This is a genomic window from Pantoea sp. YU22, assembly GCF_003970755.1.
Classification (GTDB): Bacteria; Pseudomonadota; Gammaproteobacteria; order Enterobacterales; family Enterobacteriaceae; genus Pantoea; species Pantoea piersonii.
In genome coordinates, this window is sequence record NZ_RYDU01000002.1 from 182,883 (window position 1) to 207,667 (window position 24,785).

Annotated in this window: 24 protein-coding genes and 4 tRNA genes; 13 read left to right on the plus strand and 15 right to left on the minus strand. The window is 56.7% G+C overall.

All coding sequences use genetic code 11. The features are described 5' to 3' along the window. Window positions 1–45 precede the first annotated feature (45 nt). Window positions 46–705 (plus strand): YtjB family periplasmic protein, encoded by a 660-nt coding sequence (locus EKL29_RS05250; RefSeq protein ID WP_120455591.1) that lies wholly within the window; start codon window positions 46–48, stop codon window positions 703–705. Window positions 706–988: 283 nt separating this feature from the next. Here the strand turns inward: EKL29_RS05250 and yjjG are convergent, their stop codons facing one another. From yjjG to EKL29_RS05265, 3 genes are read right to left on the minus strand one after another with little or no spacing between them, the layout of a single operon-like run. Further along, complete coding sequence (gene yjjG, locus EKL29_RS05255; protein ID WP_120455589.1) at window positions 989–1,669, minus strand: pyrimidine 5'-nucleotidase; 681 nt, start codon at window positions 1,667–1,669, stop codon at window positions 989–991. Window positions 1,670–1,685: 16 nt separating this feature from the next. Further along, the gene (rimI, locus tag EKL29_RS05260; RefSeq protein WP_120455588.1) at window positions 1,686–2,126 is read right to left on the minus strand and encodes a ribosomal protein S18-alanine N-acetyltransferase; all 441 of its coding nucleotides are present in this window, start codon (window positions 2,124–2,126) and stop codon (window positions 1,686–1,688) included. Next, window positions 2,098–2,508, minus strand: a complete 411-nt coding sequence (locus tag EKL29_RS05265; protein ID WP_126689053.1) for a DNA polymerase III subunit psi — start codon at window positions 2,506–2,508, stop codon at window positions 2,098–2,100. The genes rimI and EKL29_RS05265 overlap by 29 nt, the downstream gene beginning before the upstream one ends. A gap of 107 nt (window positions 2,509–2,615) precedes the next feature. On the opposite strand from EKL29_RS05265, the gene rsmC reads away from it, so the two are divergent. From rsmC to EKL29_RS05290, 5 genes are all read left to right on the plus strand, one after another. Then, window positions 2,616–3,647: a 16S rRNA (guanine(1207)-N(2))-methyltransferase RsmC gene (rsmC, locus tag EKL29_RS05270; protein WP_120455584.1), complete on the plus strand. Its 1,032-nt coding sequence runs from the start codon at window positions 2,616–2,618 to the stop codon at window positions 3,645–3,647. A gap of 130 nt (window positions 3,648–3,777) precedes the next feature. Next, a tRNA-Leu gene (locus tag EKL29_RS05275) sits at window positions 3,778–3,864 on the plus strand. Window positions 3,865–3,896: 32 nt separating this feature from the next. Next, window positions 3,897–3,983, plus strand: a tRNA-Leu gene (locus EKL29_RS05280). Between the two features lie 32 nt (window positions 3,984–4,015). Then, window positions 4,016–4,102: transfer RNA gene (locus EKL29_RS05285), tRNA-Leu, on the plus strand. Window positions 4,103–4,134: 32 nt separating this feature from the next. Continuing rightward, window positions 4,135–4,221, plus strand: a tRNA-Leu gene (locus EKL29_RS05290). Window positions 4,222–4,265: 44 nt separating this feature from the next. Here EKL29_RS05290 and EKL29_RS05295 read toward each other — a convergent pair. Then, on the minus strand, window positions 4,266–4,550 hold the full coding sequence (locus EKL29_RS05295) for a DUF1435 domain-containing protein (protein ID WP_120455582.1): 285 nt from the start codon (window positions 4,548–4,550) through the stop codon (window positions 4,266–4,268). Between the two features lie 227 nt (window positions 4,551–4,777). Here EKL29_RS05295 and EKL29_RS05300 point away from each other — a divergent pair, with 227 nt between their 5' ends. The 3 genes from EKL29_RS05300 to EKL29_RS05310 all read left to right on the plus strand — a co-directional run bounded on the left by EKL29_RS05300 (window position 4,778) and on the right by EKL29_RS05310 (window position 7,415). Continuing rightward, window positions 4,778–5,872 (plus strand): diguanylate cyclase, encoded by a 1,095-nt coding sequence (locus tag EKL29_RS05300; protein WP_120455580.1) that lies wholly within the window; start codon window positions 4,778–4,780, stop codon window positions 5,870–5,872. Between the two features lie 193 nt (window positions 5,873–6,065). Then, complete coding sequence (gene fhuF / locus EKL29_RS05305; RefSeq protein WP_126689054.1) at window positions 6,066–6,857, plus strand: siderophore-iron reductase FhuF; 792 nt, start codon at window positions 6,066–6,068, stop codon at window positions 6,855–6,857. Between the two features lie 93 nt (window positions 6,858–6,950). Continuing rightward, window positions 6,951–7,415, plus strand: coding sequence for a YbaK/EbsC family protein (locus tag EKL29_RS05310; protein WP_120455576.1), 465 nt, complete (start codon window positions 6,951–6,953; stop codon window positions 7,413–7,415). Here the strand turns inward: EKL29_RS05310 and EKL29_RS05315 are convergent. From EKL29_RS05315 to EKL29_RS05330, 4 genes are all read right to left on the minus strand, one after another. Then, window positions 7,412–8,632, minus strand: coding sequence for an MFS transporter (locus EKL29_RS05315; RefSeq protein ID WP_120455574.1), 1,221 nt, complete (start codon window positions 8,630–8,632; stop codon window positions 7,412–7,414). The genes EKL29_RS05310 and EKL29_RS05315 overlap by 4 nt on opposite strands. 286 nt (window positions 8,633–8,918) lie before the next feature. Next, the gene (locus tag EKL29_RS05320; RefSeq protein WP_126689055.1) at window positions 8,919–9,905 is read right to left on the minus strand and encodes a nucleoside hydrolase; all 987 of its coding nucleotides are present in this window, start codon (window positions 9,903–9,905) and stop codon (window positions 8,919–8,921) included. Beyond that, complete coding sequence (locus tag EKL29_RS05325) at window positions 9,902–10,936, minus strand: LacI family DNA-binding transcriptional regulator (RefSeq protein ID WP_126689056.1); 1,035 nt, start codon at window positions 10,934–10,936, stop codon at window positions 9,902–9,904. Before EKL29_RS05325 ends, EKL29_RS05320 begins: the two co-directional genes overlap by 4 nt. 79 nt (window positions 10,937–11,015) lie before the next feature. Further along, the gene (locus EKL29_RS05330; protein WP_126689057.1) at window positions 11,016–12,404 is read right to left on the minus strand and encodes an MFS transporter; all 1,389 of its coding nucleotides are present in this window, start codon (window positions 12,402–12,404) and stop codon (window positions 11,016–11,018) included. 574 nt (window positions 12,405–12,978) lie between these two features. Between EKL29_RS05330 and EKL29_RS05335 the strand changes: the two genes are divergently transcribed. Further along, complete coding sequence (locus EKL29_RS05335; protein WP_120455566.1) at window positions 12,979–13,533, plus strand: histidine phosphatase family protein; 555 nt, start codon at window positions 12,979–12,981, stop codon at window positions 13,531–13,533. Here the strand turns inward: EKL29_RS05335 and EKL29_RS05340 are convergent. Beyond that, window positions 13,526–14,479 carry a WD40 repeat domain-containing protein gene (locus EKL29_RS05340; protein WP_126689058.1) on the minus strand — a complete coding sequence of 318 codons (954 nt, stop codon included), beginning with the start codon at window positions 14,477–14,479 and terminating at the stop codon, window positions 13,526–13,528. The genes EKL29_RS05335 and EKL29_RS05340 overlap by 8 nt on opposite strands. A gap of 55 nt (window positions 14,480–14,534) precedes the next feature. Beyond that, window positions 14,535–14,780, minus strand: a complete 246-nt coding sequence (locus EKL29_RS05345; RefSeq protein WP_126689059.1) for a hypothetical protein — start codon at window positions 14,778–14,780, stop codon at window positions 14,535–14,537. Window positions 14,781–14,905: 125 nt separating this feature from the next. Here EKL29_RS05345 and EKL29_RS05350 point away from each other — a divergent pair, with 125 nt between their 5' ends. Next, on the plus strand, window positions 14,906–15,925 hold the full coding sequence (locus EKL29_RS05350) for a glycosyltransferase family 32 protein (protein WP_126689060.1): 1,020 nt from the start codon (window positions 14,906–14,908) through the stop codon (window positions 15,923–15,925). On the opposite strand, the gene EKL29_RS05355 is transcribed toward EKL29_RS05350, so the two are convergent. Continuing rightward, on the minus strand, window positions 15,899–16,819 hold the full coding sequence (locus EKL29_RS05355) for a LysR family transcriptional regulator (RefSeq protein ID WP_120455560.1): 921 nt from the start codon (window positions 16,817–16,819) through the stop codon (window positions 15,899–15,901). The two genes, EKL29_RS05350 and EKL29_RS05355, sit on opposite strands and share 27 nt — an antisense overlap. Before the next feature lie 120 nt (window positions 16,820–16,939). On the opposite strand from EKL29_RS05355, the gene EKL29_RS05360 reads away from it, so the two are divergent. Together EKL29_RS05360 and opgB are read left to right on the plus strand one after the other, a co-directional pair. Continuing rightward, window positions 16,940–17,329 (plus strand): tautomerase family protein, encoded by a 390-nt coding sequence (locus EKL29_RS05360; protein WP_120455558.1) that lies wholly within the window; start codon window positions 16,940–16,942, stop codon window positions 17,327–17,329. A gap of 199 nt (window positions 17,330–17,528) precedes the next feature. Beyond that, a complete protein-coding gene (opgB, locus tag EKL29_RS05365; RefSeq protein WP_126689061.1) occupies window positions 17,529–19,823 on the plus strand; it encodes a phosphatidylglycerol--membrane-oligosaccharide glycerophosphotransferase in 2,295 nt (764 codons plus the stop codon). A gap of 1 nt (window position 19,824) precedes the next feature. On the opposite strand, the gene EKL29_RS05370 is transcribed toward opgB, so the two are convergent. The 4 genes from EKL29_RS05370 to EKL29_RS05385 form a co-directional block, all read right to left on the minus strand. Continuing rightward, window positions 19,825–20,349 carry a fimbrial protein gene (locus tag EKL29_RS05370; RefSeq protein ID WP_126689062.1) on the minus strand — a complete coding sequence of 175 codons (525 nt, stop codon included), beginning with the start codon at window positions 20,347–20,349 and terminating at the stop codon, window positions 19,825–19,827. A gap of 17 nt (window positions 20,350–20,366) precedes the next feature. Next, a complete protein-coding gene (locus EKL29_RS05375; RefSeq protein ID WP_126689063.1) occupies window positions 20,367–21,410 on the minus strand; it encodes a fimbrial protein in 1,044 nt (347 codons plus the stop codon). A gap of 16 nt (window positions 21,411–21,426) precedes the next feature. Further along, the gene (gene fimD, locus EKL29_RS05380; protein ID WP_158618920.1) at window positions 21,427–23,925 is read right to left on the minus strand and encodes an outer membrane usher protein FimD; all 2,499 of its coding nucleotides are present in this window, start codon (window positions 23,923–23,925) and stop codon (window positions 21,427–21,429) included. A 129-nt stretch (window positions 23,926–24,054) separates the two neighbouring features. Next, window positions 24,055–24,735 (minus strand): fimbria/pilus periplasmic chaperone, encoded by a 681-nt coding sequence (locus EKL29_RS05385; RefSeq protein WP_120455548.1) that lies wholly within the window; start codon window positions 24,733–24,735, stop codon window positions 24,055–24,057. Window positions 24,736–24,785 lie beyond the last annotated feature (50 nt).

The window sequence follows — 24,785 nt, forward strand, 5'->3', positions numbered from 1 at the left end:
CAACATAATCTCCTGGTTTCTGTTGTGACGTGACACAGGTTATTGATGGCTAAAAGGGCACTGAAATTTCGCTTACATCGCACGGTGATTGTGCTGATCTCGCTGGCGCTGTTGGTCGTCCTGATGCAGGGCGCCTCATGGTTCAGCCTCGGCCATCAGATGGCGCGTTCCGAGCAGGTCGAAGAACTGGCGCAGACCCTGACGAAGCAGGTCGCCTTTAGCCTGTCGCCGCTGATGGACAACAGCGACGATAACCGCGGTCAGATCGAAGCCATCCTCAACCAGATGACCACCAACAGCCGTATTCTCGACGCCTCTGTCTATGCCGACGACGGCAGCCTGGTGGCGCACAGCGGCGAAAACATCAACGTCCGCGACCGCCTGGCGCTCGATGGCAAGCGCGCTGGCAGCTACTTCAATCACCAGCTGGTGGAGCCGCTCGGCAACAGCGACGGCCCGCTCGGCTTTCTGCGCGTCACGCTGGATACCCACGTGCTGGTTACCGAATCGCGTCAGGTCGACAACACCACCAATATTCTGCGTCTGATGATGCTGCTGGCGCTGGCGATCGGCATTATTCTGACCCGTACCCTGCTGCGCGATCGCCGCACCCGCTGGCAGCAGTCGCCGTTTCTGTTGACCGCCAGCACGCCGGTTAAAGAGGATCGCGACGACGAGGGCGAGAAAAAAGATCCTGCGCCTTAAGTAAGATGCGCCCTGCGCCTGCGGAATGCTTTCTGTAGACGGAAACGCCCGCTTCGCCTCTCCCGTCACGCTATTTACCGCCAGGTGCAACCTACATGCGGTCAAATAGTATGCTTTCAAGATGCACGTTGGTAAGTTCATGAAGGCGATATCCCGTCACTGCTTTGCCCGTCCATACCGACTCTCGCTTATCATGAATAGATTCGTGAATCGATTCTGAATGAAAAAAAGCCCGCTATACGGGCTTCTTAGCGATAAAGCTGACCGATTTATGAATAGATACTCAGGCGAGCAGCAGCGCCTTCAGTTCGCCCAGCGACGTCACCGTCCAGGTCGGATGGATATGCGCAGGCAGCGGGCGCGTGCCGTGATCGATCCAGCAGGTTTTCACGCCAGCATTCATACCGCCGAGAATATCTGACTCCGGCGTATCGCCTACCATCAGCACGCGGCTGCGATCCGGGTTGCCCATCTTCTCCAGCGCGTAGTCGAAAATGGCGGCGTCCGGCTTAGGCACCCCAACCTGTTCAGAGATCACCAGCGCTGAGAAGTAGTCGTGAAAACCGGTGCGCTCAAGACGCGCCTGCTGCAGCGCGGTAAAGCCGTTGGTGATAATGCCCATCGGCACCTTATTGTGCAGCGCGTGCATCAGGCTGACCGCGCCCTCCAGCGGCATACAGATCTCCGACATGGCGCTCAGAAAGCCGCTGTTGAGCACATCAGGCGCCACGCTCAGCTTTTCCGCCCAGCCGTTAAAGCGACGCGTCTGCAGCTGCAGCGCGGAGATCGCGCCGTTCTGGTAATCGACCCACAGCGGCTTGTTGATCGCCTGGTAGTCGGCGTAATCCTGATCGGTGAACTGAACGTCGTAACCGGCGAAGAGACGCTGCAAACCGGCGAAGGCATCAAAATGGAAAAGGGTGTCATCGGCATCAAACAGGATGCAATCCCAGTCTTTTAACATTACAGCTCCTTAAAGCCTACAGCGTCAGCGCCATAATAATGGCGTCTTCACGTCCGCTGGCGGTGGGATAGTAGTTGGGGCGGCGGCTCACCTGATGAAAGTCGAGCTGCTCGTACAGGGCGATAGCAGGATGGTTAGAGGCGCGCACTTCCAGCCACAGCGTCATCACCTCGCGCTTCTCCAGCTCGGCGATAAGATGCTGCAGCAGCTGGCGACCGTAGCCGCGGCGCTGGAAAGCGGGATCGACGGCGATATTGAACAGCGACGCCTCATCCAGCACCACCTGAGTGATGGCAAAGGCAGCCATAACGCCATCGACATCGAGGCGATAGTTAAGAAAACGCTCGCCCTGATTGCTGGCGAACGTCTGTTCGCGCCACGGAAAAGCGTGGCTGCGGCACTCAATAGCAAAAGCCTGGGCGTTGTCCTCAGGGGTGAGGAAAGAGATCGCTGTCATGGTTACACATCTGTTGCCAGAGCGCGCGTTTCGCCGCACCGCTGCTGGAGAGTTCATTTAAAGAGGCTGAGCGGAGCGCGACGCCGCTAAAGGGATGCGGCCCGTCGATGCCGATCAGCCAGCCCGCGCAGTCGAGCGATTCGGGCAGCATCTGCAGCTGATCGAGCGTCAGCGTCATCACCTGGGCGGGCTGCAGGCCGAGCGCGTGCAAAACGTCGCGCACCAGCGGCTCGTGCAGGCTGGGTACGACGTCGGCGACGATAATCAGCCTGGTGCCAGGCGTCAGCCGTACCGCGATTTCGCCCTGAAGCACGCGCGGGCGTCGCAGTTGATACTGCGTAATTCCCATTTGCTGTAACAGCCAGTCGCGCCTGGACGTCATGTTTTACCCTTGATGTGCTGCCGGAATGCGACGCTATGCTAGCAAACCCATCGAACATGCGCCAACAAACCACTATAATCGCCGCTCTGATCTAACAGGAGCCTTTCATGTCTGCTTTTACCCCGGCCAGCGAAGTCATACTGCGCCACAGTGATGAATTTACCGCCCGCCATGTCTTGTTCGCTGGCGATATGCAGGATGACCTGCCCGCTCAGCTGGAGACCGCCTCGTCGCGCGTGCATACCCAGCAGTATCATCACTGGCAAAACCTGAGTCGCCTGCTGGGCGAACGGGCGCGTTACGGTCTGGTGGCAACGCAGGAAGACGTTGAAGGCTGCGACACGCTGGTCTACTACTGGCCGAAAAACAAGCCAGAAGCGCTGTTCCAGCTGATGAACCTGTTATCGCTGCTGCCGCTGGGCTGCGACATTTTCGTCGTGGGCGAAAACCGCAGCGGCGTGCGCAGCGCCGAAGGCATGGTTGAGGAGTGGGCGACGCTGGAAAAAATCGACAGCGCGCGCCGCTGCGGATTCTATCACGGTCGTCTGGAAAGCCAGCCGACGTTTGACGCCGAGAGCTTCCGCGACAGCTACGATCTCGATCCGCTGACCATCTGCACGCTGCCTGGCGTCTTTAGCCGCGACGACCTCGATATCGGCAGCGCGCTGCTGCTCACTACCCTGAAGCCGCACACCAAAGGCAAGGTGCTGGATATCGGCTGCGGCGCGGGCGTGCTCTCAGCAGTGCTGGCGAACCATTCGCCGAAGGTGCGCCTGACCCTGTGCGACGTGCACGCCGCGGCGATTGAATCAAGCAAGGCGACGCTGGCGATCAACGGCTTCGAGGGTGACGTTTTCCCCAGCAACGTCTTCTCCGACGTGACCGGCCGCTTCGATCTGATCCTCTCTAACCCGCCGTTCCACGAAGGACGCGAGACCAGCCTGGATGCGGCGCAGACCCTGATCCGCGGCGCGGTGAAGCACCTCAACACCGGCGGCGAACTGCGTATTGTTGCCAACGCCTTCCTGCCCTACCCGCAGGTGCTGGATGAGACCTTCGGCAGCCATGAAGTGCTGGCGCAAAACGGTCGCTTTAAGGTCTACCGCGCCGTTTACGGCCGCGGCGCCCGAGCGCGCTAAAGAGAGGCGACGGTGAAAACGTTGCTTTTTACAGCAGTCGATTCGCCGTCGCGAAATATCTGTTGACGCCGGGTGTAAAATCTCTAGAATGCGCCTCCGTGGTTGCAATACTGTCATGTATTGCTGGTACGCGAAGGTGGCGGAATTGGTAGACGCGCTAGCTTCAGGTGTTAGTGTCTTAACGGACGTGAGGGTTCAAGTCCCTCTCTTCGCACCAACAACCACGATTTTCATCTCGCATCGCACTGCGCGAAGGTGGCGGAATTGGTAGACGCGCTAGCTTCAGGTGTTAGTGTCTTAACGGACGTGAGGGTTCAAGTCCCTCTCTTCGCACCAACAACCACGATTTTCATCTCGCATCGCACTGCGCGAAGGTGGCGGAATTGGTAGACGCGCTAGCTTCAGGTGTTAGTGTCTTAACGGACGTGAGGGTTCAAGTCCCTCTCTTCGCACCAACAACCACGATTTTCATCTCGCATCGCACTGCGCGAAGGTGGCGGAATTGGTAGACGCGCTAGCTTCAGGTGTTAGTGTCTTAACGGACGTGAGGGTTCAAGTCCCTCTCTTCGCACCAGAGTTGTCCTTCCCTGCTTCACCTCCCTGTTTTGCCTCTCCTTTTCAAACCCCATGAAAATTCACTGCGACAGCCGCGAGTCCGCCCGCTAACGCCAGGCACGAAGGCAGCAGCAGATAGTGACGCAGCCGACTATGAAACAGCATAACCACCGTCAGCAGCAGCGCCACGATCATCACAATACGCCACTGGCTAAAGCTCGGCTCCCAGAGAGCAAAGCATGGCATCGCCGCGCAGGGCAACAGCACGCCCCAGGCGCTGTCGAGTCTCTTCCCCATCATCCAGCTAACTCCCCACAAGCCGCAGGCGGCGAACACTGCCATTAACATCGCGCTGACCTCAGATGATAATAATTACCATTATCATAATGTAATAATTCTTATCTTGCAGCCTGTTTTTTTCGCCCTCTGGCCGAAGATGACAGACCAGTTGGAAAATGCTAGATTGCGGCCGATAACACTTTTCATAACACAGCAAATTTGCTCATTTTCCGGCAAAAGAATTTATTCTCGCCGGAATGCGCTTTGATATTTCAGGGCCGTTTCGAGTATTAATAATGAAATTACAATCTTACGATGAGTTGAAACACAGTAAATATCGGCTGTCGCTGATGCTTTTCCTGTTTTTAAATGTCGCCGTATCGCTTTTTTGCCTGATCCCTTTTACCGGCAGCCCGACAGGGGAATGGCCTTTTCCGGTTATTACTGTCGCTCTTTTTAGCGCAACGACATTAATTTGTTGTTTAATCAGGCCAAAACTAAAATTACCTTTATTAAATCCTGTCGCTTTGCTGCTTGGCGCGCTTTGGGCCTGGCATATTTACCTGAAATACCATCAGGTATTCTTTTTTGACGGCAATTTTCTGATTATCAGCCTGCTCAGCGTTTTTTTTATCAGCGCCATCGCCCTGAGTGATTACCTGCTGGCATTTTGTCTGCATATCTGCCCGCCGGTGATAACGGTGCTGCTGCTGGATAATGGCGAACATCTGGCGATGCTGCTGCTGACGATCTCCCTGCCGCTGATCGGCTTTTCTCTGCAACATCTGATGCGCCGTCGCGTCGACCATTTTACCCGCCGCCTGATGCGCCAGCTTTACGAAGAGAAAGAGACCTTCAGCGATCTCAGCATGCTGGACCCGCTCACCGGCCTCTATAACCGGCGCGGCCTGAAAAACCGGCTGGACAATATTCTGGAAAACCACGCGGGCAGCCACTTCGTCCTGCTGCTGGATATCGACCACTTCAAGGCGTACAACGACAATTACGGCCACGCCATGGGCGATCAGGCGCTGGCGCGCGTATCGGTGGCGATCCGCGACGCCGTCCGTTCACGCGATGTGGTGGTGCGTTACGGTGGTGAAGAGTTTCTGGTGTTGATGACCAACGTTAACGCGTCTATCGCCATGAAGCTGGCGGAGCGAATCCGTCAGTACGTGCTGGATCTGGAGATCCCTCATCGCTTCAACGAAAAGGTCTCCACGCATGTCACCGTCAGCGCCGGTATCGCGCCGATATTTGACGATGAATTCGATCAGGCGGTCGCGAATGCTGACCGCGCGCTTTACGTCGCTAAAAATCAGGGCCGCAATACGATTCTCGCCTGGGAAGAGTTGCCTAAAACGCTGACTGTCAGCGGCGAAGCGCTTTAATCTTCGCTCAATCTTAGCGGCGATGCCCGGTAGTCGCTGAGCCTCGCCGCTTATCCTGCGCTTTCCGCCGTGCCGGTTTTCCCCTTCACCCGCCCTGCTTTTTCCTGACGCGCAATCAAAACAGCCATCTTGTGAATAGGACTAAGAACGATTATCATTCTTTCTTCTCTGCTTCCAGGACGCGTTACTCAGCATGGCGATCATCAGGCAGCACTCTCAACGCTTTCAGCACGCTCAGCCAGTCTTTATGCAGCGCGATCGCACGCTGGCGCGCGCCCTGCGCGATCTGATGCATGAGCAGCACAGCTATATGCTGGACAGCATTCACCTTGATGAAGCCGCCCCTTCCGACGCCCTGACGCTGGCCGACTGGGCTCGCCCTGACCATTTCCCCACGCTGGCGCAGCGCTACAGCGATTACCTTTATCGCCAGCATCCCGACGCCGTTCAGGAGGCGAAGCCGGTTCAGTCACTCTGGGCGCAGTGGTATTTCGGCCTGCTGTTACCGCCGCTGATGCTGGCGCTGCTGGCGGAATCGCGCGCCCTTGACTGCTCGCCACAGCATATTCACGTCCAGTTCCACGAGAATGGCCACCCCTGCGCCTTCTGGATTGCAACGCATGAAGATGAAGAGGCGCGCTACCTTAATGCGCCGCAGCGTATCGATCGCCTGATCCAGCAGCATCTCATCCCGGTGGTAAATGCTATCGCCCAGCACGGCGGCATTAATACCCGGCTGATCTGGAACAATATGGGTTTCTCCTTCTACTGGTTCCTCGGTGAACTGAAAACGCTGCTGGATGAGGCAACCATTTTGCAGCTTGAGCAGACGCTTTTTTTCACCAGCCGCCTGCAGGACGGCAGCGATAACCCGCTCTACCGCACCATGCTGCCGCGCAGCGGCGAGATGGTGAGACGCAGCTGCTGTCAGCGCTACCGCATCCCGGACGTCGAACGCTGCGGCAACTGCACGCTCAGCGTATAAATACGCATCCCGACGCAATTTCTCTCTTTCTCTCGTTTACACTTTTTCCGCCTTGTGGCAGTTTTTACGCCTTCGACCTGCATGGAGAAAAAGATGAGCCTGGAGTCGGTACGGCAGTTTTTCGCCGAACACGCACCTGAGATTGAAATTATCGAGATGGCGCAAAGCACTGCCACCGTTGAGATGGCTGCGCGCGTTCACGGCGTTACGCCGGGACAGATAGCGAAAACCCTGTCGCTGAAAGTCAAAGATGAAGTGGTGCTGATTGTCACGCGCGGCGATGCGCGGCTCGATAACCGCAAGCTAAAAGCGACGCTGGGCGCGAAAGCGCGCATGCTGAGCGTCGATGAGGTCGTGAACTGGACCGGCCATCCGGTCGGCGGCGTCTGCCCGTTCGGGCTGGAGAATCCGCTGAAGGTTTACTGCGATGAGTCGCTGCGCCACTTCGAGGAAGTGTTGCCCGCAGCCGGCGCCATCCATAGCGCCGTGCGTATTACGCCACAGCGCATGGCCGAACTGACGCATGCGCAGTGGGTAGACGTGTGCGAAGCGGTTTAATGAGGCGGCTTCGACACCGCGCCTGAGATTTCAATGCCGCGCGTTTCGCGGCCGAAGGCGACAAACAGCGAGATCAGCACCGCCACCGTACCTGCAACAATGGCCATCCCCAGGCCGTAGTTGCCGTTATGCGCCTCGGCGATACGCGACTGCAGCGTGGCGTTGACCGAGGCGATAAGATTACCCAGCTGATAAACAAAACCCGGCAGCACCGCGCGCGCGTTTGCGGGCACCAGCTCAGTAAGATAGGTTGGCACCACGCCCCACGCGCCCTGCACCATAAACTGCATCAGAAACGCCCCCAGCCCAATCGCCCAGGAGCCGCTGGAGAAGGCCCAGAGCGGCAGCACCGGCAGCGCCAGCAGCGACGCCAGAATAATCGCTTTTTTACGGCCAATGCGCTCCGACAGCGAGCCGAAGAACACGCCGCCCAGCATCGCTGCAATATTGTAGCTAATGGCGATAATGCTGACGGTGTGCGCATCAAACTGGTGCTGCACTTTCAGGAAGGTGGGATAAAGATCCTGGGTGCCGTGGCTGAAAAAGTTAAAGCAGGCCATCAGCAGCACCATATAGATACACATTTTCCAGTGCTGGCGAATAATCGGCAGCAGCGCGCTGCTCTCCTGGCGTTCGCGCGCCGCCAGCCAGACCGGCGACTCCGGCACCTTGAAGTAAATAAACGGCAGCAGCAAAATCGGCAGCGCGCCGATCAGGAACATGCCGCGCCAGCCCACCGTTTCGAAAAACAACCCGAAGACCACAGACGCCAGCAGATAGCCGCACGGATAGCCCGCCTGAAAGATGCCGGACATCAGCCCGCGCGAGCGGTCGGGAATGGTCTCCATCGCCAGCGACGAGGCGACGCCCCAGATACCGCCCATCGCCACGCCGTAAATGACGCGAAACGCGAGAAAGGCGCCAAAGCTCGGCGACCAGGCAGAGAGCACCTCAAACAGCGAAAACATCACGATATTGAGCATCAGTATCGGCCGACGGCCAAATTTTTCCGCCAGACGGCCAAACAGTAGCGCGCCAATCGGGCGCACCGCCAGCGTCAGCATAATGGCGATTGAGACGTCGGAAACGGAGGTATGAAAGTATTGCGCGAGGTCGCTTAGAACAAACACCAGTATAAAGAAGTCAAACGCGTCCAGCGTCCAGCTGGCGAAGCTGGCAAACGCCACATTCCGCTGGGTCGGGGTCCAGTTAAACATAAACGTATCCTTCAGTGCCAATCGGACAACCGTCCGAAAAAGAGGGGCGCAGCCGCCGTAACGGTTACGACATTGTTAACATTTTGTTTATACCACCTTGCTAAACGTTAGCGCGTTCAAAAGCTGTTATCCCTGACGTCAGGATGTAACTAAGGGTGTCGGCAGGTTTCATGCTGGTTGAGGGGAGGCGCTTAAAAAGCGTGGGGGCAGGCAGATAAAATGGCCCGCTCGAAAAGAGGAAAAAGCGACAACCCTGCCCGCGCGGGCAGGGTTGTTTTAATGCGGGTTAGCGGCTGAGCTGCGTGAGGGCCTGTTCAATAATCGTGAGCAGCAGGCTGTTATCGACGTGGTGCAGCACATGCACCAGCGCGCCGCTGTCAGCGGGGATGCCGACGTCAACGCGCAGCGGCGTGCGGTAGCGCCAGCTTTTGCCGCGCGTTGCGCCGGGACGAAGCTCAATATCCACCCGATAGTCGGTGCCGTTCGCCACGCGCTGATTCAGTAGCCAGGCGACCGCCAGCGCGTCGTGGATCCAGCTGCCCGGCAGATTGCGGGTGCGGACGGAGTAGTCGATCCACGGACGCAGCGTATCGCGCACAAAGTGAGAAAGGGGATGATCGCTGACGGTAATGCGCGCCAGATCCTGATGCGTCAGCAGCGTCTGGGTGGTGACGTCCATCGGCGCCAGCGTAATGGCCGCGCCGCTGTGCAGTACCTGATGCGCCGCTTCAGGATCGAGACCGAAATTGGTGTCCTTGATATAGTCATCCAGCGCGAAAACCCCGCCCATAATCACGATTTCCGCCACCGCTTCCGCCATTGCCGGGTAGCGCTGCATCGCGAGCGCCACGTTGGTCAGCGGACCGATCGCCACCAGGGTGATCTCGCCGGGATTGTCGCAAATCAGCCTGCCGATAGCCTCAGCCGCGTCGTCGCCATCCACCGTCACCGGCGCAGGCGTGCGCACGCCCTGCCAGAGCTTTACCATATCAAGCTGCTGTACGCGTTTATCGAGCGCTGCTCGCCAGGGCGCCTGATCCTCTGCCAGCGCCTGCGCCGCGCCCTGCACCACCGGAATGGTCGAGCCAAGGCGCACCAGCAGATCTTTCGCCACCTGCGCGCCGATATCGCTCGGCGTATTGCCTGCCACGGTAGTGATCAGCTCCACACACAGCGCTGGCGAAGCGAGGGCCAGCGCGATCGCCAGGCCATCATCGGTATTGGCGCCAGCGATGCCGTTGCCCGGATCGCAGTCAATAATTACTCTTTTCATATTGTCGTCGCGTTATTTTCTTTATGCGGCATACAGCCGCAGGATTCGCCGATTTCAAGGTAGTGCGGAAATTCCTGAAGCTGCGCTTCGCCGTTCCAGTTCTGCAGCATGGCGATGGCGCAGCGCGCCATATCACGCAGCGGCTGGCGCACGGTGGTTAAGGTCGGGACATGGAAGGCTGACTGATCGGTGCCGTTAAAACAGACCAGCGCCACATCCTGCGGCACGCGAATATTGCGCTCGGAGAAAGCGCGAATCGCGCCGATCGCCTGACCTTCGTTACTGGCGAACAGCGCCCGCGGCGCGCCTGGACCCGCCAGCATCCGCTGCGCCGCCGCGTAACCGCCCTGTCGCGTATAGCTGGCGGGAAAAATCTGTGATTCATCGACCGGCACCGCGTGCGCCGCCATCGCCTCGCGCCAGCCCTGAATCCGATCCTGCGCGTTAAGCATATCCAGCGGACCGCTGATGATGCCGACCTGCTGATAGCCGTGGCTGAGCAAGTGGGAGGTGACCTGAAACGCCGCCTGTCGCTCATCGACGCGCAGCATGCTGACGCCGGGCTGCGGCTCGACGCGATCCAGCATCACAAATGGCGTGCCGCTGGCCTTAATCACGTCGATATAGGGATGGCGATCGACGCTGTTATAAAACAGGCCGTCGACCTGGCGGTTCAGCAGGCTGTGGATCAGCTCCAGCTCGCGCTGCCGGTCGTCGCCCGCGTCGCCAAGCAGCATCACGTGGCCGTGATCCAGCGAGGCCTGCAGCAGCACGTGCGCCATGGAGGCGACGAAGGTATTGCCGATATTCGGCACGATCAGGCCATAGGTTTTGGTGCTGCCCGACGCCAGCGCGCGCGCCACGCCGTTGGGGCGATAGCCGGTCAGACGGATGGCGTCGAGGACGCGCTGGCGCGTACTTTCCGCCACTGGACGCGGACCGTTATTGATGACGTAGCTGACCACCGCAACCGATGTGCCAGCCAGTTTTGCGACGTCGCTGCGCGTCACTTTGCCTGACGGCTGTTTCAAGCTTTTCGCTCCCGATGTAAACACGAAAGGCCGTGAATCATCACGGCCTGCTCGTTAGTGCGCCAGAGATAACGCCGCACTAGATGGCGTCTTCCGGCAAATTAAGGTCGCGCCCTCGCGTTTCCGGCGCGACAAAGGTGGTAAAGAAACCGATGGCCGCCATCGCAGAGAAGTAGACCGCGATCGGCCACCAGTGGCCGCTCCAGGAGAGCATCGCCGCCGCCAGCAGCGGCGCCGTGCCGCCCGAGAGAATCGAGCCCAGCTCTTTTGCTACCGCCATTTTAGTGTAGCGATGTCTGACGCCGAACAGCTCAACGCCCCACGCAGCCTGCACGCCGTAGATGCCCAGCGACGCCAGCGCCATACCCACGACAATCACCGGAATAACAATCGCGGGCTCGCGGCTGTCGAGCAGGTAAAACGCAGGCCAGGCATAAAACATCAGCAGCAGACAAAATCCGCGGTAGGTGATGCGTCGACCAAAGCGATCTGACAGCCAGCCCGCCAGCGGGATCACCGCGAATCCCAGCACCGAGGCGATAAAGACCGCCGTCGTCGGCACCGACTTATCGACCATCAGCACTTTCGCCACATAGCCGACCATAAATCCCTGCGCCAGATAGGAAGGGCCGTTCTCGCCGATACGCAGGCCCACCAGCGTCCAGAAGGCGCGGGTGCGCCTCCAGAATCCGCGCGTATCCGCGACAGGCTGCCCGTCGCGCATGGCGGCGCGTTCCGCTTCCAGCTCCTGCTTTCTGCGTTCAAAAACCGGCGTTTCGCGCAAATGGCGACGGATCCACAGCGCCGCCAGCGCTATCAGCACGCTGCTGAGAAACGGAATACGCCATCCCCAGGCCAGCAAACTCTCCTGATCCATCTGCACCACCGCCAGCCACACCAGCGCGGCAAGCAGCGTGCCGCTGTTGGAGCCTAAGGCGATAACCGACGAGACCAGCCCGCGCCGCTCGACCGGCGCATATTCGCCAAGCATTACCGTTCCGCCGGAAAGCTCCGCGCCCGCGCCCAGCCCCTGGGTAAAACGCAGCAGCACCAGACAGGCGGGCGCCCATAGGCCGACAGACGCATAGCTGGGGATTAAGCCGATTAAGGTAGTAGAAGCGCCCATCAGAATAATGGTGATAACCATCACCGTCTTTCGTCCTTTCCGGTCGCCAATCCAGCCGAACAGCACCGCGCCGATGGGGCGCGCGATAAAACCGACCGACCAGGTAGCGAAGCTGGAGAGCAGCGCCATCGCCGGAGTCGCCTGCGGGAAAAAGACGTCACCAAAGATAATGCCCGCCGCCAGGCCGTAGAGCGCGAAATCCGCATACTCCATCGCCGTGCCCAGCCAGCAGGATAAGGTGGCGCGCCAGAAATCTTTGCGCCCGGAAGAGGTGGTCAGCCGCTCGTCGGCGGCGGAGTGCGAACGTGTTGAATCACGCTCAACGGAGTGTCGTACCGTCATACCATTTCCCTGTTTCAGCGATTGTGAACGCCCTTCCGTGGGACGAGCCCTGATAGCAATCAGATATCCCCGGGTGGCGATGTACTGGTTGGCTAACCCTTGTCGCGGTCAGTAAAGGATTCCCTGGTGTCAGGATCTCTATCTTTGCCGTGCTCTGCCGATGTTAATCACCGGTCGCATTAAGCAGGCAAAGGACTAAACCTTCTGGGCCGTTCTCGCATCGTCCGCCGCGAGCAATCACTGGGCGCCAGTTTATCTACGCGCGTAGATAAATCAAGTAAATTTAGCCATAGGCGTCAGGAATCACAGTATACCGCAAGAGCATAAAGAAAAATTACTACTATTTTTCAATAAATTAACCATTACCGCCTGCCTGCAGGTTAACTCTTGTCGCTAAACAAGTAACACTTTCTCTTAATAATACCCATTGGCAACCTGTCAGCCGCAGCGGACAGAGTTATCGCCTGAAATCATGACCGGAGGATGACAGCGCGTTTTATTTCTTCTGGAAAGCGCAAATTTTAACATTGCGCCGCTTTGCATTAGTCTTAAGAGAGAGCGAAGCAGGAGGCTTATGACCATTATCTTGATGCGACACGGCAAACCGGACCATCGCGCAGGCGGCCGACTCAGCGCCCAGGGCCTGGCGGACTGGTGCGAGGCGTATGACATGGCGCTGGTGTGCGATATGCCGCCCGACCGCAGCCTTGCGATTGCGCGTCAGGCGTCGGTGATCGTCTGCAGCCCGCTGCCGCGCGCGCGCTCTTCGCTGGCGCGTCTGGGCCTGCAGCCGGTCCATGTTGATGCGCTGTTCAGCGAAGTTTCCGTTCCGCTGATTGCCGCGCAGCGCCTTGAACTACCCACGCTGCTCTGGCTGGCGCTGCTGCGTATGCTGTGGCTGTGCGGCTACGCAGGCGAAAGCGAGTCGCTGCTTCTGGCGCGCCAGCGCGCCGCACGCGCCGCCGACAGGCTGATCGCGCTCTCGGAACAGGGTACGGTGCTGCTGCTCGGCCACGGCCTGATGAATAAAATGATTGCGCGGGAGCTGCGTAAGCGCGGCTGGCAGGCGGAAAAGCATGCCAGCAGCCGCCACTGGAGTTCCGCGATCTATCACCGCCCTTTTATCTGACCAGATCGAAAAAGCTCAGCACTTCGCAGCCAGTGCCGACGCGCGGCGTGGCGATGACGCGGGCCGTCGCCAGATCGATCACGCTCAGCGTGCCGTCGCCTTCGTTAGCGATCAGCAGCTGCTGATTATCCGGGCTAAAGCAGCCATCCATCGGTTTATTCCCTACCGTGATATCGCCCAGCGGATTGAGCAGATCGTCGAACAGGGTAATCACCGGCTCCTCATCGCCTATCGCCACCAGCCGCTCGCCGTCCGCGCTGAACCGCACCACCTGACAGGGCTTTTTATGTCCCGGCAGCGCCAGACGCTGGCGCACGCGATGGCTCTGACGATCGATAACGTAAAGATAAGTCGCATCCGCCGCGCTGGCTACCAGATAGGGATGCTTCGGCGACGCCGCGATCCCGGCGATGGGTCCGGGCAGCAGAATAGTATCGATAACCCGCCCTTCCGCTTCGCACAGATCCACTACGGTAATGCTGGCATCTTCCTCATTTTCGGTAAACAGCTTGCGCCCGCTGGGCGACAGCGTCAGGCGGTGGGCGTTATGCGAAGGCAGGGGAATGGTTTTCTCTACCCGATCGCTCACCGGATCGATTACCGCGACCGCCGCGCTGTTTTCGCAGCAGAGGTATACCTTGCCGTCGCGCCCCAGCTGACCGCTGTGCGGCGCGCGCAGCGGCGACAGATCGATAAAGCCGCTAATTTCGCGCTTCGCCAGATCGATCACCGCCACTTTATGACCCGGATGCGGATTGTCGCCGTGGATACCGTCGCCGTAGATGGGCACATAGGCTTTTTTCAAGGCGGTCAGCATCAGCAGCTCATGCGGGCGCGGCGGGAAAGCGTTGAGTTCGCGCTCGACAGCGAAGGTCTCAGGATTAAGAAACAGCACGCGGTTGCCCTGCTTGTCGACCGCCAGCAACCCACGGGTTGGTTCAGACATAGCCACTCCTTTCTCAGTAAGCCTTCCTTAAGCGTAGACAACCGCTGTTATGCCATCATGACCGCAGAAAAACATCAGCATGATTAAACAACCTGAATAAGCCCAACGCGCGCTTAAATAATGGGCCAGCGCCTTCTGTTGCTGGAGCGCACAGGTAAAAACCAGGAATTTCTTTAGCCGCCCGGTAAAAAATAAAAATAAGCGCGTTATTTAAATATAAGGCAGACGGGAAACGGTAAGCGACAAATACCTCTGTCGCTTTCCGGTTTATCTGAAATTCAGCAAAAGACGTAGCGCGCATATAAATAATGCTTTATTAAATCGGTGAAGAGATTTTATACACAACCGTGAGGAAACCAATGCGCGTTCTGCGCTGCGCCTCACCGGGGAAATATCCGCGACAGTCATCACAATAACAGGTGCATCATGAATCAACACCGTCGACATCCTGCACATACGCTCTGGCGCAACTGGAAACGCGTCTCTTTCAGCAGTCAAATGCTGTGGCAGAAGAAAAAGCACAGCGCCCTTACCGCGCCGGAATATGACGCCAGCCAGGAGGAGAACCTGGTGATCCTGTCGGCGGAGAAGGCCCCTGCGGAGATCCCGAAAACCATCTGGATGTACTGGCATGAGGATCAGCTGCCGCTCTCTCTGCGCCTGAATATCAACCAGCTGCGTCAGGATAATCCCGACCATACGCTGCATCTGGTGACGCAGAGCACGCTGGCGCAGTGGCTGCCGGATATGGAGTTTATTTCCGCCGACCTGACGCCGAGGCATAAAAGCGAAATTATCCGGCTGGAGCTGCTCCACCGCTTCGGCGGCATCGGCATCGACTGCGGCACGCTGTTATTTGAGAAGCTCGACTGGGTCCATCAGACGCAGCAGGATAAGCCGATGGACGTTATTGGCTATTATCGTGAAAGCTGCACGCTTAATTTTCTGTCGCCGGTTATCGAAAGCTGGTTTATCGCCGCCGCGCCAGGCAACGCCTTTATTCGCGAATGGCTGAAGCAGCTGGCACCGATTAAAAACCTCGGCGCGCAGAACTATATTAACGAGCTGAAGAAGCGCGACGACTATCCGCTTATCGTGCAGAAAATCCATCATCCAGCGCAGGCGCTGTTATCGCTGGCACAGCAGGTGGCGGTCAAAGAGTACCGCCGCGTGAATCTCCATTTACGCAAAGCGGAGGCCAACGCCTGGTTTTATCAGCGGCTGCACGCCGGCAACAGCGATGCGTTCGCCTGCTCGGTGCTGTTCCATCAGCGGCCGCAAACGCCGCCGCCGGTGATCAGGCTGAGCGGCGACGAACGGCTGCATCTCGACTTTAACCTGCGCATTGGCCTCTATAACCGCGCCAGTCTGCTGGGCGAGATGATGCTGACACCCGTGCGCCCGACGCTGGCGTTGCCTTCAGGCGCCGACAAAGCGCGCGCGTAGCCAGTGCGTAAAGGTCGTTACCGCGCGCGGCACCTGCGCGGCGTAAGGCCTGACGATCCACAGCTTCTCCGCAAACGCCTCAACGGCTCGCCAGCGCGGCAGTACCTGCTGTAGCGCGCCGGAGGCGAGCGCCTCGCTGGCGCTAAAGTCCGGCAGCATGGCGATGCCCAGCCCCTGTAGCGCCGCATCGCGTATCGACTCGCTGTTGTTGGTGGCGAAGCTGCCCTGCACCCGTACCTGCACCCGCTCTTCCTGCTCTGCGTCGGCGAAGGTCCAGCGCGGGGTTTCCACGCCGCGCGGGTAGTATAAGCAGTTGTGCTGCGTCAGCTGGTGCGGGGTCTGCGGCGCGCCGTGCGCCGCAAGATAGTCCGGCGAGGCCACCAGCAGGGTGCGCGTTTCGCACAGCGGCAGCGCGACGTGCGTTTCCGGCAGCGCGCTGCTGTGGCGAATCGCCAGGTCGAACCCTTCGCTGCTGAGCGAGACGATGCGGTCCGTCACGTCGAGCTGCAGTCGAATCTGCGGGTAAGCGCGCAGAAAATCCCCGACGATTGGCACCAGCTGCTGGCGGGCAAAGGCGACCGGCGCGGTAACTCTGACCAGACCGCGCACCGGCCCGGCGGCGTCGCGCACGCCGAAAAAGCTCTGCTCAATACGCGCGAAGGGGTCTCGCAGCTCTTCCACCAGCTTTTCCCCGGCCGCCGTCAGCCGAACGCTGCGCGTAGTGCGCTGCACCAGCGCTGTTCCCGCCGCCTTCTCCAGCTCTTTGATCTTCTGGCTCATCGCCGCTTTGCTGACGTCGAGCCGCTCCGCCGCGCGGGTAAAGCTGCCCTGCTCCGCCAGCACCAGCAGCCAGTGCAGATGCATCCAGAGCGCGTCCGTTTTCATCTCTTTCATGTTGGATTGTTCACAATATTGAATAATCAGTTTAGCGAGCGCGCTTTTTCTTTGCCCGCAGAAACGCCAGGATAGTCACCAGAGCATACAAAAATTACGCGTTCAACAGGAGAAATAGCGATGCCATTACTGCAATTCGATGTGATACAAGGCCGATCAGAGTCAGAACTGCGCACGCTGCTGGACGCGGCGCATCGCGCGGTGCTGACCGCCTTTAAGGTGCCGGAGCGCGACCGCTATCAGATTGTTCACGAAAACAAAGGCTACCAGATGGTTTTCCAGGATACCGGACTCGGCTTCCAGCGTAGCGACAATCTGGTGATGGTGCGCGTCTATACCAGCCCGCGCAGCGCCGAGCAAAAGCAGCACTTTATGGCGGAGCTGGCGCGCGAGCTGCGCGAAAGCAGCGGCGTGCAGGGCAACGATTTAATGATCAGCTTTATCACTAACGACAAAGGCGACTGGAGCTTCGCTGACGGCGAAGCGCAATACCTCACCGGTCGGCTTTGATTCCACGCAGTTTTCCCCCCGTTATCGACGGCAGCCAGGCGGCTGTCGTCCTCTTTTTTCTCTGAAAGATTACCCACTGCACAATTCGGGCGGCATATGTTGCAGCGCTATGACAGCCATTATAGATTGACGCAAATCTATTCATGCTCATCGCGGGCTGCGCAGGAAGCGCTAATTCACTTCAAGAGAGGATTTGACGTTGTCCGAATGTGTCTCAGTGGCGCTGTTTCTGGCCGCCATTGCCGTTTACTCCTGGAAAGCCGGACGAAATAAAATCTGGTTCTCCTTTGTGCTGCTTCTGCTGGTGCTGTTTGTGCTACTCAACGCCACCCTTTTCGCCAGCAACTACTTCACCGGGGACGGCATCAATGATGCGGTGCTTTATACACTGACCAACAGCCTGACCGGCGCGGGCGTCAGCAAATATGTGGTGCCCGCTCTCGCGCTGCTGCTGCTGCTCTTTTTGCTGATCTGCCTGTTGACCTGGCTGCTGCGCCGCCATGAGCGACCGCACCATCTCGGCTGGAGCCTGCTGGCGTTCGCCTGCGCCGCCGGATCGGTGCAGACTACGCCCGCGTTTCGCCAGGTCGCCAGTCTGGTCGCTTCGCATACCCGCCCCGCTGACTCCGACTTCGACGACTACTATAAAGTGCCGCAGAAGGTCATCAGCAACCCTCATCTCAACCTGGTCTATATCTACGGCGAAAGCCTGGAGCGCACCTATTTTAACGATCAGGCGTTTCCCGATCTCGCGCCGGAGCTGGGACGAGAAAAAGCACAAAGCCTGGATTTCAGCGAGACCGTACAGCTGCCCGGCACCGATTACACCATTGCCGGTATGGTGGCCTCACAGTGCGGCATTCCGCTGTTCGCGCCCTTTGACGGCAACGCTTCCGCCGCGCTTTCCAGCTTCTATCCGCAAAACATCTGCCTCGGCGATATTCTGAAAAATTCCGGCTATGAAAACTGGTTTATTCAGGGCGCGGATCTGCGCTTTGCCGGGAAAGACCTCTTCCTGAAATCGCACGGCTTCGATCCCGCTCATATGTACGGATCGCAGGAGCTAAAAGATCGCGTCGCCGATCCCGCCTACCGCAACAACTGGGGCTACTACGACGATACGGTAATGGATGAGGTGTATGAACAATATGAGGCGCTGTCGCGCCAGCAGAAACGCTTCGCCCTGTTCGCCCTTACCGTGGACACGCACCATCCCGATGGCTTTATTTCACGGAGCTGCCAGCGCAAAAGCTACAGCTATGCAGGCAAGCCCAACCAGTCTTTCAGCGCGGTGGCCTGCTCGCAGGAGCATGTGGCGCGGCTGATTGAGCGCATCAAGGCCTCTCCGTACTTTAAAAACACCGTTATCGTCGTAACCTCAGATCATCTGGCGATGAATAACACCGCTCACCCCTATTTGATCAAGCAGCCGCGGCGCGATCTTTTTATGGTGATCCGCGGCGATCGACCGCAGGCGGAGGTGATCGACCGGCCGCGCAGCACGCTGGATAACGGTGCGACGGTGCTGGACATCCTCGGCGGCGATAAGGCGATCGGTCTTGGCCGCAGCAGCCTGGCGGGCGCGACGCTGACCGGCCGCTTTACCGATTTCCAGAACCATATCAGCCGCTGGAAGGCGGATATTATTCAGCTGTGGAATTTCCCGAAAAAGCTCGACCGCTTCGTCATTGACCAGACGAAAAACAGCTTCAGCTTCTCCGGTGCCACGTTCAAACTGCCGATCCTGTTCCGCGTCGCCAGCAGCCACGTCGAGCCGCTGCCGGAAGGGGAATATTCCGCGCCGCTGCGCTACCAGCTGGCGGACTTCACCGCCAGCGAAAAGTTTGTCTGGGTCGATCGCTGCTTCCGTATGGCGCGGCTGTGGAAGCCTGAACTGGCGCTCTCCACCGATTTCTGCGTGGCGATGGGGCGGCTCGGCGGCCAGCCGAGCGTGGCGCGTATCGACAAAGCGCAGTGGAAAGGCCAGGCGAAATTCCCTGAGGAGACGCTGAGCGCGGCGAACTATCAGCGGAATGAAGCGCTGCTCCGCGTTGAGGATAACGATATTCGCTACGATGCTGATCGCTTTCTCTTCGCTGTGCCGGGCGCGCCGGCCAGCGTGAAGCGCTTTAGCGGTATTTCGCGCTGGGAGAACTGGGGCCGCTGGTCTAACGCCAACCTGGCGCCGGCGGTTAACATTGAATATGTCGATCCGCTGCCCGCGCGCTTCGACCTGGTGATCACCGCGCGCGCTTTCGGGCCTAACGCGCACCAGCCGATTCCGGTACGCGTCGGCGATCAGCAGCAGCAGCTGACGCTGGGCGAGGAACTCACCACCACCACCCTGCACTTCAGCAACCCGACAGGGGCGCATACCTTGACGATTGCGCCGCCGCAGCCGCAGCAGAGCAATCTGGGCAATATTACCGGCCAGGACCCGCGCCGGCTGGGTATCGGGATGGTAGAGATTAAAATCGTGCAGCCGCAGAGTTAAGTCAGGAATAGTTGATGGTGAAGGTTAAGGTTCCATTCGCCGTGCCTGCGCTGACGGTGCCGGTAGAGATATAGTTGGCGTAAAAGGTGTAGGCGGCAGTGCCGTCGCTATCGATGGTCGTTGAGACAGACTGGTTAAGCGGCACGCGGTTTTTATCCGCATCGAGGATCTCGATCGCGATATTTTCCGCCGTGCTGTCGCTGTCTAACGCCAGTAATTCTGCCGAACTGCTGTCCTGCGTGCCGCTAAAAGTGAGCTCAGCGGTAGATGCCGAGCAATCGGTCAGCGCAATGCCAAAATAGACCGGTTGCGAACGTACTCCGCTGTCAGTGAAATTTTTTACTGCCCAGTCACCCAGCACGATAGTCTGACTATCGTCCCCTTCGCTTAGGGTACAGGAAGAGGCGACGATATTACCGTGTAGGGTGATCTCAACCGAACCTGCGTTGGTAGCCAGCAAAGAGGGGCTAAAGAGTGCAAGCGCGAGAGCCCACGCCGTTCCCCTGAAACAAAAAGGTGTTTTCATCTTTTCTCTCTCCGATTCTAGGCAAACTCAACAAGTAAATAGGCTGTCGCAGAGAAGGTGCCCTCTTCGGGTTTACTGCCCGTTACGCTGACCGGATAGGCCTTGATCGTCACGGTAGCCTGAGAGGTGCTGTCTAAGGTCGTGGTAATAGCGCTGGTGGTATCATTCGGAACAATAATATTGTCCTGGTCATCTGTAATAATAAAACCGAGATCCGGATTAGAAGAAACAATGGTATTGCCTGAGGTGGTTGAGGTTTGCAGCGTTATTTTTAACGTAGAGTTCGCCTCGCCATCTGTGCATGCAATATCAAATGACTTAGACAGCGTTGAGACATCGCTGGGTTTAACCCCTGCGCCCGCACGGCTAAAAGAAGAGGCGTTGATATCTGAAAAGTCAAAATCTATGGTTGTTCCGGCATTAACGGTACAGGTTTGCGGCACTGAGATCGTCGCGCCATTGATAACAATTTTATATACCACGCTTTTCATCTCTGGCGGGTTATAGGAGCCTATATCCGCGCCGACATACACGCTAAATATTTCGGTATAAGGAATAGTCATTGTCCCGGTAAAGGCTTTAAGCACCTTAAACTTATATATCAGGTTGCTGTCACGCACAGGGAACTCTTGAGATTTATTAACGTTACCGTGCCAGCCCATATGCACATACTCAGCGGGCGGGTAAAAACGTTTTGCGTAGTCGTCAACGATAGAGACAGCGATAGCAAGATAATCATTCACCTTCAGAAACTGATAGCTGTCTTCCGTTGAAACGGCGGTAAGCGAAGTGCGATAGCTACGGTATGTAGTGTCATCTCCTGCCCCCAGGTACCAGCTTGTATTAGGACATACGGCATTAACGCCCACGTAATCCTTGCTGGTGCTGGTTACCACCGTGCCTACGGTGGCATCACTAATAATATCGGCAGGGATATCCAGTTCTTTAAGCGTATTACCTGATGAAAACTGACAAACCCCGTTATTTATGGCGTAACTTCTGCTAACGATGCACATATTCAGCAGCACAATAAGCAGTGCGAGGAAATATTTGTTATTCATTAAATACTCATCCTGTCTACTGGAGACAAACGGCGTCGGTTTGAATAACCGGCTGTTTTAACTGGGCTGCGGTAAAGGTGTAGCTGGCGGTGCATTTATCCTGATCGCCTGGGCCCCAGCTCACCACGATGGTGCCTTTTTCGCCAATACCGGTCAGGTAGACATGGCTGTTGTCATCAATAATGCCGGTTGCGCTGCTCGCTTTCTCCAGCGCCGTAGAGGCAAAAGGAAGGCGCTTTTTATCAGCCGTCAGCAAATTAAAGATGGCCCGGTAGCCGACTCTGGCATTGAAACTCGCCAGCGCCAGCGCGCCTTTGGTTGGCACCACGTTGACCACGCTGTCATCCAGATCCGTATGATCGTCTAAGGTTCTTGTATCCAGCGCGACACGGTTATTTCTGTAGCTGGTGGAATAAGGCACTACCGCATAACCGCGCAGGTCAGTTTTAATTCCGGTGGTATTTTGCACCTTAACGCTTTGCGCGCCTGGCGCTTTAATTAATACGTTGGTATCGCCCAGCGGTTGACTTAGCGTTATGCCGTCGTGATGCGCGACGAGGCCGCCGGTTAACCGATAGTCGAGCATTTTATAACTGCGGTTATAGGAGTAACCCAGGCCAGCGTTGCCATATTCACTCATATAGTTAAGGTTGGCGCTGCCGGTATAATAACTTCTGTTGCTGTATCCCTGATTAACGCTGTATTGCAGGCGACCGTCACTGAGCGCAGTGCCGCTCACGCCTGTCTGGATTGACGTTTTGCCGTCTGAATTATTGTTAAATGTCGAGGTGGCGTGGATATTTTTCAGCTTCTGCCGGTAAGCATTATTATTCGTTAAAAACGCCAGCGGTAAAGAGAAGCTCAGCGCGATAGCCTGATCCGATTCAGAGGTACCACGGCTTTTATTGTATGACCAGGATACGCTATAGCTCAGCGCATTCCAGTTAGAATTATAACCGGCCTGATATGTTGAGTCCGTTTCATCGGTATTCCAGTAACTCTGCTGCGTTGCGCTAAAGTAGACGGAACCATAATCGCCAAGCTGCTGAGTGACGTTGGCCTGAAACTTTCCTTTTTTGGCATTACGGGTGTTGTAGTAGTTTAATAATACCTTCTGCTTATTGCCGTTCTCATCCGTATAGTAGTCGTACTCGTAGCCTGAGCTGTTCTTATAGGTGGTATCTTCCAGCGTATAAAAGTTTTTGGTTGAGTAACGGTATCCCAGCAGCTGGAAGGTCGTCCCCCACTCGTTCAGAGATTTCGCGTATAAAAAGCGCAGGGATTGCCCTGAGTAGTCTTTATCATCTGCGAGCTTGCTCCAGGCCTGAGTCACATCTAAAGAAACCGCGCCAACATGTCCGATATTTTGCGCAATGCCGCCGACGAGCGATCTATAGCGTTCAGCGTATTGCATCCCGCCATAAAGCGTACTGCTTTTCGTAATGCCATACATGGCGGCGCTTTCAGCGAATATCGGTTTCCTGCGGTTGGATGAACCGCTGCGATACTCACCCACGTTCATGTTGTAAACCACGCGTCCCTCGCGCTGCAGGAACGGCACGGTTGAGTAGGCAACGGTAAAGGTCTGTGTTTTTCCGCTCGTTTCCTCAACCGACACCACCAGGTCACCGCTGGACGACGCAGGCGAAATATCGTTAATAACGAAGGGGCCAGGCTGAACGTAGGTAGTGTAGATAACGTAACCATTTTGCCTGATCACCACTTTGGCTTTGCTTTGCGCAATGCCTCTTACCGTCGGCGCGTATCCTTGCTGACTATTGGGATACATACTTTCTGAAGAGTAGAGTCTGAGACCGCGGAAAGAGAGGCTGTCGAATATTTTGCCGTCTGTTGAGGTATCCCCCAACACCAGCTGCGATTTCAGCGGAATAATGGCCCTTTCAGCATAGGTGCTGATGCTGTTCCATCTGTTTCGCGTATAGCTGTCGCTCTCGGAATGGGTATAGCTTCCGTTATGCCTTAATCGCCATGGCCCCCAGTTCACGCCGCCATTCAGTCCAAGGTAGATGCTCTCGCTATGGCTGGAGCGATCCCCCGTCAGGGTATAGCTGAGTAAGGAGGCTGGTACGCCTTCGTCCCACTCCTCTGGTGGAATATAACCTTTGGCGGAATTGCTGAGCATCGCCTGGGGAAGGGTAATTTTGAGCTTCAGCTTATCGAAATCGAAGTTTACCGTTGCCTCGGTAATCAGTTTTTTCAGGACGAGACACTGATTACCATCCTGACTTTGCAATTGCGGGAACTGCTTAAAATCCAGGCCAAACCGCCGCAGCCACTTCGCGCTCAGGCAGGGGTACAGCCCGGTGTTATCATCGCTTTTCGCGGCAGCGTCTTTTTCGGCGTCACGAAACTCAATATCAGAGGCGGTAATAAACTGATCGTTAACATAGATATCGACCCTGTATTTCCCTGGTGCCTGCTTGCCGCTGGTAAAGCGCGAAAGATCGGCGACGGTACTCCCATTTTCCGATAAGAATGCTGGATCAAAATACATCCCTGCCTGAACGCCTGACGAACCGGAAAAAATCGTCATGAATGGTGCGCTCCAAAAGAGTAGCTTTCGGTTCACTTTTCTCATTTTAATAATCCGTATTCACTGGAACAATGGCGGGCAGACTCTCTGTTAAAAAAGCACACCATTGTATTTTTTCGTTATTGCACCGTAATCATTCACCGCTTTATAGGTAATATCTCTTTTTATAGAGTTCCCGGTGTTAACTATTGTTTTACCTTTAGGTGCAACCAGGGTGTTAGGCTGTTCTTTTCCGCCCACATAAAACTGAACGAGCGAAACATAATAAGGAGTTGGGTTATCAATTGTCAGCTTGCTGCCGTCAAAATGGAACTTTAGCGCTTCGGGGGCGCTTTCTGACATTAAAGCAAGATCTTTCGGCCTGACGAATATCTTAATACGCGTCAGCACCGCCATTTTTAGCACGTTTTTATTTTCAAGCTTATCTTTATCGAACTCAGGGATCGCTTTGGAATTAAGGTAGTACACGGATTCTCTGTCAGTAGGCAGCGCGCCGCCAACGTAGACGATTCTGAGCGTATTTTCACTCTTGGCATTACTGACAAATAAAGGCGGCGTAATAATAAAATCAGATGATTTCTTTCCGCCTTTGTCTTCAACCCACGTCTGAATAAGGTAGCGAAGTTTATCATCCGTATTTTTAACGGCGAGAGACGCCTGTTTATCGCCCTGAGAATAAATCACCCGCGTGGCGCCAAGCAACACGCCACCCGCTACAGCTGAATAACTGTTAGCAAATACAAGCGCAAAAAAAACAAAAAGCGAAGCCATTCCTCTTCTCAGAGGAGAACTGAATAGTGTCATGTTAAAATCTCTGCGTT